The sequence below is a fragment of the Paenibacillus silvae genome (assembly GCF_014639235.1).
In the GTDB taxonomy this organism is placed as follows: Bacteria; Bacillota; Bacilli; order Paenibacillales; family Paenibacillaceae; genus Paenibacillus; species Paenibacillus silvae.
The window spans coordinates 1-738 of the sequence record NZ_BMFU01000036.1 but is presented as its reverse complement, the minus strand read 5'-3'; the positions used below and the strand labels follow the sequence as shown (position 1 = coordinate 738).

The window sequence follows — 738 nt, the reverse complement described above, 5'->3', positions numbered from 1 at the left end:
TATGGAGAATCGTCTTCTGCAACGAAGACATTCAAATTTTAAATCTAGCCAGGTCGGCTAGTTGCTCACTCGTTGCTCAGTTTTGAGAGCTCAAACTCTCAAACGTTTGGTGGCGATAGCGAAGGGGTTCCACACGTTCCCATCCCGAACACGACCGTTAAGCCCTTCAGCGTCGATGGTACTTGGACCGCAGGGTCCTGGGAGAGTAGAACGCCGCCAAGCGTAACCCATTATGGGTTCAAAACTTATATATTGTGGGCCCTTAGCTCAGTTGGTTAGAGCGCACCTCTGATAAGGGTGAGGCCGGTGGTTCGAGTCCACCAGGGCCCACCATTTACACAACTTAAATTTATATGGGGCCATAGCTCAGCTGGGAGAGCGCCTGCCTTGCAAGCAGGAGGTCAGCGGTTCGATCCCGCTTGGCTCCACCAACAAGATTTTACAAGTTTGTTCTTTGAAAACTAGATATCGAAACGAAACAAACGCGAATTAGAACATTCCTTTTTAGCTGAACTTGTGTTGAACAAGTTTCAATAAAAACGGTAGATTGCTGGAGCGAGTGATCGAAATGGAGCGACTTTTGGCTTTGAACGAAGTTCAAAACAAGGGAAGCGACAGCTCGAACACGAGCGAACTGGTTAAGCTACTAAGAGCACACGGAGGATGCCTAGGCGCTAGGAGCCGATGAAGGACGTGGCGAACAACGAAACTGCCTCGGGGAGCTGTAAGCAAGCTTTG

2 tRNA genes and 2 rRNA genes are annotated in these 738 nt (G+C 49.2%); all 4 read left to right on the top strand.

Annotated elements, in window-relative coordinates:
- The first annotated feature begins 105 nt into the window (after positions 1-105).
- Positions 106-222: ribosomal RNA gene (rrf, locus tag IEW26_RS30065) — 5S ribosomal RNA — on the top strand.
- A gap of 34 nt (positions 223-256) precedes the next feature.
- Positions 257-333 (top strand) — tRNA-Ile (locus IEW26_RS30060).
- A gap of 22 nt (positions 334-355) precedes the next feature.
- A tRNA-Ala gene (locus tag IEW26_RS30055) sits at positions 356-431 on the top strand.
- Between the two features lie 205 nt (positions 432-636).
- A 23S ribosomal RNA gene (locus IEW26_RS30050) occupies positions 637-738 on the top strand; the annotation flags it as partial.